Annotated in this window: 6 protein-coding genes; all 6 read right to left on the bottom strand. The window is 34.8% G+C overall.

Annotated features, from left to right (window positions below):
- Positions 1-129 precede the first annotated feature (129 nt).
- A complete protein-coding gene (mce, locus tag PHQ99_04640; protein ID MDD4288855.1) occupies positions 130-534 on the bottom strand; it encodes a methylmalonyl-CoA epimerase in 405 nt (134 codons plus the stop codon).
- Positions 535-536: 2 nt separating this feature from the next.
- Positions 537-1,496 (bottom strand): methylmalonyl Co-A mutase-associated GTPase MeaB, encoded by a 960-nt coding sequence (gene meaB / locus PHQ99_04635; protein MDD4288854.1) that lies wholly within the window; start codon positions 1,494-1,496, stop codon positions 537-539.
- A gap of 21 nt (positions 1,497-1,517) precedes the next feature.
- Positions 1,518-1,919, bottom strand: a complete 402-nt coding sequence (locus tag PHQ99_04630; GenBank protein MDD4288853.1) for a cobalamin B12-binding domain-containing protein — start codon at positions 1,917-1,919, stop codon at positions 1,518-1,520.
- An 18-nt stretch (positions 1,920-1,937) separates the two neighbouring features.
- Positions 1,938-3,605: a methylmalonyl-CoA mutase family protein gene (locus PHQ99_04625; protein ID MDD4288852.1), complete on the bottom strand. Its 1,668-nt coding sequence runs from the start codon at positions 3,603-3,605 to the stop codon at positions 1,938-1,940.
- A gap of 63 nt (positions 3,606-3,668) precedes the next feature.
- Entirely contained in the window at positions 3,669-4,493 is an 825-nt protein-coding gene (locus tag PHQ99_04620) for an Asp23/Gls24 family envelope stress response protein (protein MDD4288851.1), read from the bottom strand.
- Between the two features lie 34 nt (positions 4,494-4,527).
- On the bottom strand, positions 4,528-5,811 hold a 1,284-nt coding region (locus tag PHQ99_04615; GenBank protein MDD4288850.1), incomplete at its 5' end, for a Glu/Leu/Phe/Val dehydrogenase.

Here is a 5,811-nt window from a genome sequence, read left to right as displayed (position 1 = left end):
TCCATTAAGTCTCCACCTCTCTTACTACCTGGATAATTTTTATTTTATAAAATAAAGCCTTTATTGATTCATCTTAAAATAACCTGCAAACATTAAAGACATAATTTATTTTTACCAAGAATATTACTTTTAAGATTTATGTTCACAAAGCTCTATCAAGATCCCATTTGTACTTTTGGGGTGTAAAAAAGCAATTTGTGCCCCTCCAGCACCATATCTTGGTTCTTTATCAATTAATCTTACGCCTGCTTTCTCTAATTCTTTTAGTTTTTCCCCTAAATCATCCACTTCGAAGGCAATATGGTGAATACCTTCTCCTCTTTTTTCAATAAATTTAGCAATAGCACCATCTGGAGAAGTTGATTCTAACAATTCTATTTCACTTTCTCCAACAGGCAAGAAGGCTGTCTTGACTTTTTGCTCTTCTACTTCTTCTTCCCCAGTATATTGCATTCCTAAAATATCCTTAAAAATATGAAGCGAATCTCCAAGATTTTTAACAGCAACTCCAATATGGTCAATCTTTTTAAACACTTTTATTTACCTCCCTTAATTAAGTTTTCTTTAAATATTTTAGTTAATTTTTCTACTGAGTTATAAGGATTATCGTTTTGCATTAGTACCTTATCAACTTCTTTTTCAAACATTTCTTTGCTTATAAATTGAAAAAACATTTCGCGCCAATTTTCCTGAAATAGGTCATATATTTCTTTTCTTGTTCTATACTTTCTTCTTTTTAATAGTTCACCTGTCTTATTTAGGTACTTGATACATTTTTCTGCTTCATTCCAAAGATTTGCTATTCCTTTGTTTTCAGTACCGATAGTTTTTATAATTGGAGGAACCCATTTTTTTTCATTATCTTCTTTTAAATGAAGCATCATTTCAATTTCAGCAATTAATTTGTCACTACCATCTCTATCTGACTTATTAACGACAAATATATCTCCTATTTCCATAATCCCGGCTTTTATTACTTGGATATCATCTCCCATTCCTGGCATTACAACCAAAAGAACAAGATCCGATACCTTAATTACATCTATTTCTGATTGACCAACTCCCACAGTTTCAATAATAATAAAATCTTTTCCCATTGCATCCATAATTTTAACAACTGCCTGTGTTGACCTTGAGAGTCCACCTAAATGACCACGTGCACCTATGCTTCGGATAAAAACATCTTTATCAATTGTCAAATCTTGCATCCTTATTCTATCACCCAAAATAGCTCCACCGGTAAAAGGGCTGCTGGGATCAATGGCTATTATGCCAACTTTTTTACCCATTTTCCTTAAATGTTTTGTTATTTTATCCGTGATAGTGCTCTTGCCTGATCCTGGTGGACCAGTTATTCCAATAACAACTGCTTTTCCACAATATTGATGTAACTCCTTTAATATTGGTTGAGCAGATTTGAAATCATTTTCCACCAATGTTATCAACTTTGCTACAGCCCTGCTATCAGCTTTACGGATTCTACTGCTCGTAATCATAAATAATACACCTTTTAAAAATTAAGCAACAGCTATATTTTTTTTGATAAAATCAACTATTTCTTTTGTATCAGTGCCCGGTGTAAAAACTTTCTTTATTCCCATTTTGTTTAATTCAACAATATCTTCAGCCGGTATTATTCCTCCTGCGATTACCAGAATATCAGTCATTTTTCTTTCTTTTAACATATCAGTTATTTTTGGAAATAAATACATATGAGCTCCTGATAATATACTGAGTCCAATTACATTAACATCCTCCTGCACAGCTGCTTCAATAATCTGCTCCGGGGTTTGCCTTAGGCCTGTATAGATTACTTCCATTCCTGCGTCTCGCAATGCCCTTGCAATAACTTTAGCTCCGCGATCATGCCCGTCTAATCCCGGCTTAGCAACTAAAACTCTTATCCTTGTTTTACTCATAATTCACCTTCCTTGATACTATATCTTTATAGAATCTTTGTATTCTCCAAAAACGTCTCTCAATTGGTCACATATCTCTCCTAATGTAGCATAGCTTTTTACACAGTCAATTATAAATGGCATTAAGTTTTTATCAGTATTAGCTGCTTTTTTTAATTCTTTTAATTTTTTATTAACTTCATTTCCAGCGCGACTTTTCTTAGTATCTTCCAATTTTTCAACCTGCTGCTTTTCAATTTTCGGATTTACCTTAAGCAAATCTTTCATTGTTTCTTCTTCTGATTGGAATTGATTTACACCTACAATGATTTTCTTTTTATCCTCTATGTCTTTTTGATACTGATAAGCACTATTTTGTATTTCTCTTTGGACAAAACCATTTTCTATGGCCTTTGGAGCGCCTCCTAATTTATCAATTTTGTCAATATAAACCATTACTTCATCTTCAATTTCCCTGGTCATTGTCTCAATATAATAAGAGCCTGCAAGCGGATCTACGGTTTCAGTGACACCACTTTCATGGCCAATCACTTGTTGTGTTCTCAGGGCAATCCTAACTGATTTTTGTGATGGTAACGAAAGAGCCTCATCTCTCGAATTTGTGTGCAATGATTGAGTACCGCCAAGAACTGCCGCAAGAGCTTGTAATGTAACTCTGATTATATTATTATCTGGTTGTTGTGCAGTTAAAGTACAACCTGCTGTTTGAGTATGAAAACGAAGCATTAAAGATTTTGGGTTCTTTGCTCCAAAACGCTCCTTCATAATTTTTGCCCATAATTTCCTGGCTGCCCTAAATTTTGCGATTTCTTCAAACAAATCATTATGAGCATTGAAGAAAAATGACAACCTGGGAGCAAAATTATCTACATCCAAACCTTTTTTTACAGCTGCATCAACATAAGCAATACCATTAGCCAGTGTAAAGGCAATTTCCTGTATTGCAGAAGAACCAGCTTCTCTGATATGGTATCCACTTATACTAATAGTATTCCATCTCGGTAGCTCTTTAGAACAAAACTCAAAGATATCTGTAATTAATCTCATAGATGGTAAAGGTGGAAAAATATAAGTCCCTCTTGCAATATACTCCTTTAGTATATCGTTTTGAATTGTTCCATTTAACTTATTAGCCGGTACTCCCTGTTTCTCTGCTACTGCAATATACATGGCAAGCAATACGGCAGCAGGTGCATTAATAGTCATTGAAGTGCTTACTTTGTCCAATGGTATACCTTCAAATAATATTTCCATATCTTTCAATGAATCAATAGCCACTCCAACTTTTCCTACCTCACCATGGGACATTGAATTATCAGAATCATAGCCAATTTGGGTGGGTAAGTCAAAAGCTATACTGAGCCCTGTCTGTCCATTTTTAAGCAAATATTTATATCTTCTATTTGACTCCTCGGCATCCCCAAATCCTGCATATTGTCTCATAGTCCATAATCTACCTCTATACATGGTAGGTTGGACACCCCTTGTATAAGGATAATCTCCGGGATAGCCTATTTCTTTAAGGTAATCAATATTTTCTGTATCCAATGGGTCATATAATCTTTTTACTTCCTTATTGGAACCTGTTAAAAACTTTTCTTTTCTTTCTGGAAACTTCTTCAATACCGGGTCCAGGGTTTTATCTGTCCAGTCTTTTCTGGCTTTTTTTACTTTTTTATAATCCACAATTAGTCCAACCTCCTGTTTTCATTAAAAATTAATATTAATAAAACAATGATATTATGTCTGTTAAACTTTGTTATTTTCCATTATAAGATCTTCCACTAATATGTTAATCTTTATAACATTAATACCAGTGATGTAATCCAGTTCTTTTTTTAACTTCTCCTGAATTTTTTGAACAGTATTAGTAATGCTGTTGCCATAACGTAGAATTATATTCATCTGTATTAAAATGCCGTCTTCTGTAATATTAATCTTGGTTCTACCAATCCTGATTACTTCCTCATAATTATTTATGTTATATGAAATAATATCCAGGATAGCGTTTTCGGAAATGTATAATTTACCAAAATAACTAAAAGGAGGCCTAACAACTGTTCTTTCACCAATTTTTCTCTTGTTGTATCTCTTTCTATAAAATATTTCTAAAGAATCTACTAAATTTATTGGGAATTTCCTTTGAACTTCTATCCCTGGTAGAGGAATAATATGAGTGCCTTCTTTTGAACGGCTATTTCGAGCAAGTTGGATTTCCTTGTCGCTGGAAATATCCTCGATAAGAAAAGTTTTGTGTATGGGTGGTAATTCTAATGTACTAACAATTTTTTCAACCATCCCATGAGACGTACCTAAAACCATTATCTTTTTTGGCTTTTCTTTTTTAATAACATCTCTGACAGATTTGGCATGTTCTTCTTCAAAAAAAATTGCTCTTCTTATTGCCTGTATTCTATTTGATTCTTTTTTGGCAGATAATCCTGCCAGAATCCTGTCTTTTTTTATCAACAAGCCATCGTCGATAATATAATCAATATGTTCTTTATGGGCAATCAATAGAGCTTTGTGACTTTTTCCTGTTCCGCTCTCCCCTACCAGGGCAATTACTTGCATATATAGCCTTCAACCTCATTCCTAAATTTCGTTTCTATTTTTTTACCCAACCTCTTCCTTCAACAGCATGAGCAACCCGCCTAACCGCAATAACATAAGCAGCATCCCGGGTATACATGTTTTCTTTTTCAGCCAATTGAGCTACATCATTAAATGCTTCTGTCATAATTTTTTCTAATTTTTCTAAAACTTCTTCTTTAGTCCAGTAATAATTCATATTATTCTGAACCTGTTCAAAATAAGAAACAGTTACACCGCCTGCATTGCAGAGAAAGTCCGGAATTACATATATTCCTTTTTCTTTAATAATTTTATCTGCTCCAGGTGTAGTAGGAGTATTTGCTGCTTCGGCATAAATTTTAACACTATTGAAATTAATTTCATTTACATTGTCTTCATGTACTGCAGATCCCAAAGCTGCTGGTATTAAAACTGTTACAGGCTTTTTTAGCCAGGCATCGGCATCTTCCTGTTTCCATCCAAATGATTTTGCTTTCTCTTGATTTATTGTTCCAAATTTATCTAAAGTGCCTGATGCAAATAAATCTTTTGGATTAATGCCATCTTCAGAAGAATATGTATATGCTTTTTTATCATTGGCATCCCAACAGGACATTGCAATTACTTTACCGCCCAATTCTACAAATTTTTCACAGCAATACTGGGCATTGTTTCCTGCTCCTTGTATAGAGGCAGTAGCCCCTTTGATACTAATATTTAACTTTTCCAATGCCTCTCTTACACAATATATAACTCCATAGCCTGTTGCTTCTGTTCTTCCCAATGAGCCACCAACACCAACCGATTTTCCAGTAACAAAACCAGGCTTTCTGCTTCTTGCTATAGTATCATACTCATCCATAATCCATAACATGTCCTGAGCATTTGTAGCCACATCTGGGGCAGGGACGTCCATTTCCGGCCCTACAAATTCATATACTTTTCTTACCCATCCCCGGCAAAGCTTTTCTGTTTCCCTCTCTGAGAGCTCTCTGGGATTACAAACAACACCACCTTTACCTCCACCTAAAGGAATGTTTACCACTGCGCATTTCCATGCCATCATCATTGCCAATGCCCTTACCATATCAACAGTTTCGTCTTCTGCAAATCTCAACCCACCTTTTGCGGGACCTCTGGCCGTAGAATGTTGGACTCTAAATCCTGTAAAAGTCTTTGTAGTGCCATCATCCATTTCAACCGGAATACGAATACGTATTTCCCTTTCCGCTTCCCTCAAAAATTCACACATAGATTCACTCAAACCACTCTTTTCAGCATTAGAATCAAACTGAGCCTGGACAATTTCAAATTGATT

The organism is Atribacterota bacterium (assembly GCA_028703475.1).
Classification (GTDB): domain Bacteria; phylum Atribacterota; class Phoenicimicrobiia; order Phoenicimicrobiales; family Stramentimicrobiaceae; genus JAQVMU01.
This window is presented reverse-complemented; position numbering and strand designations above follow the sequence as displayed.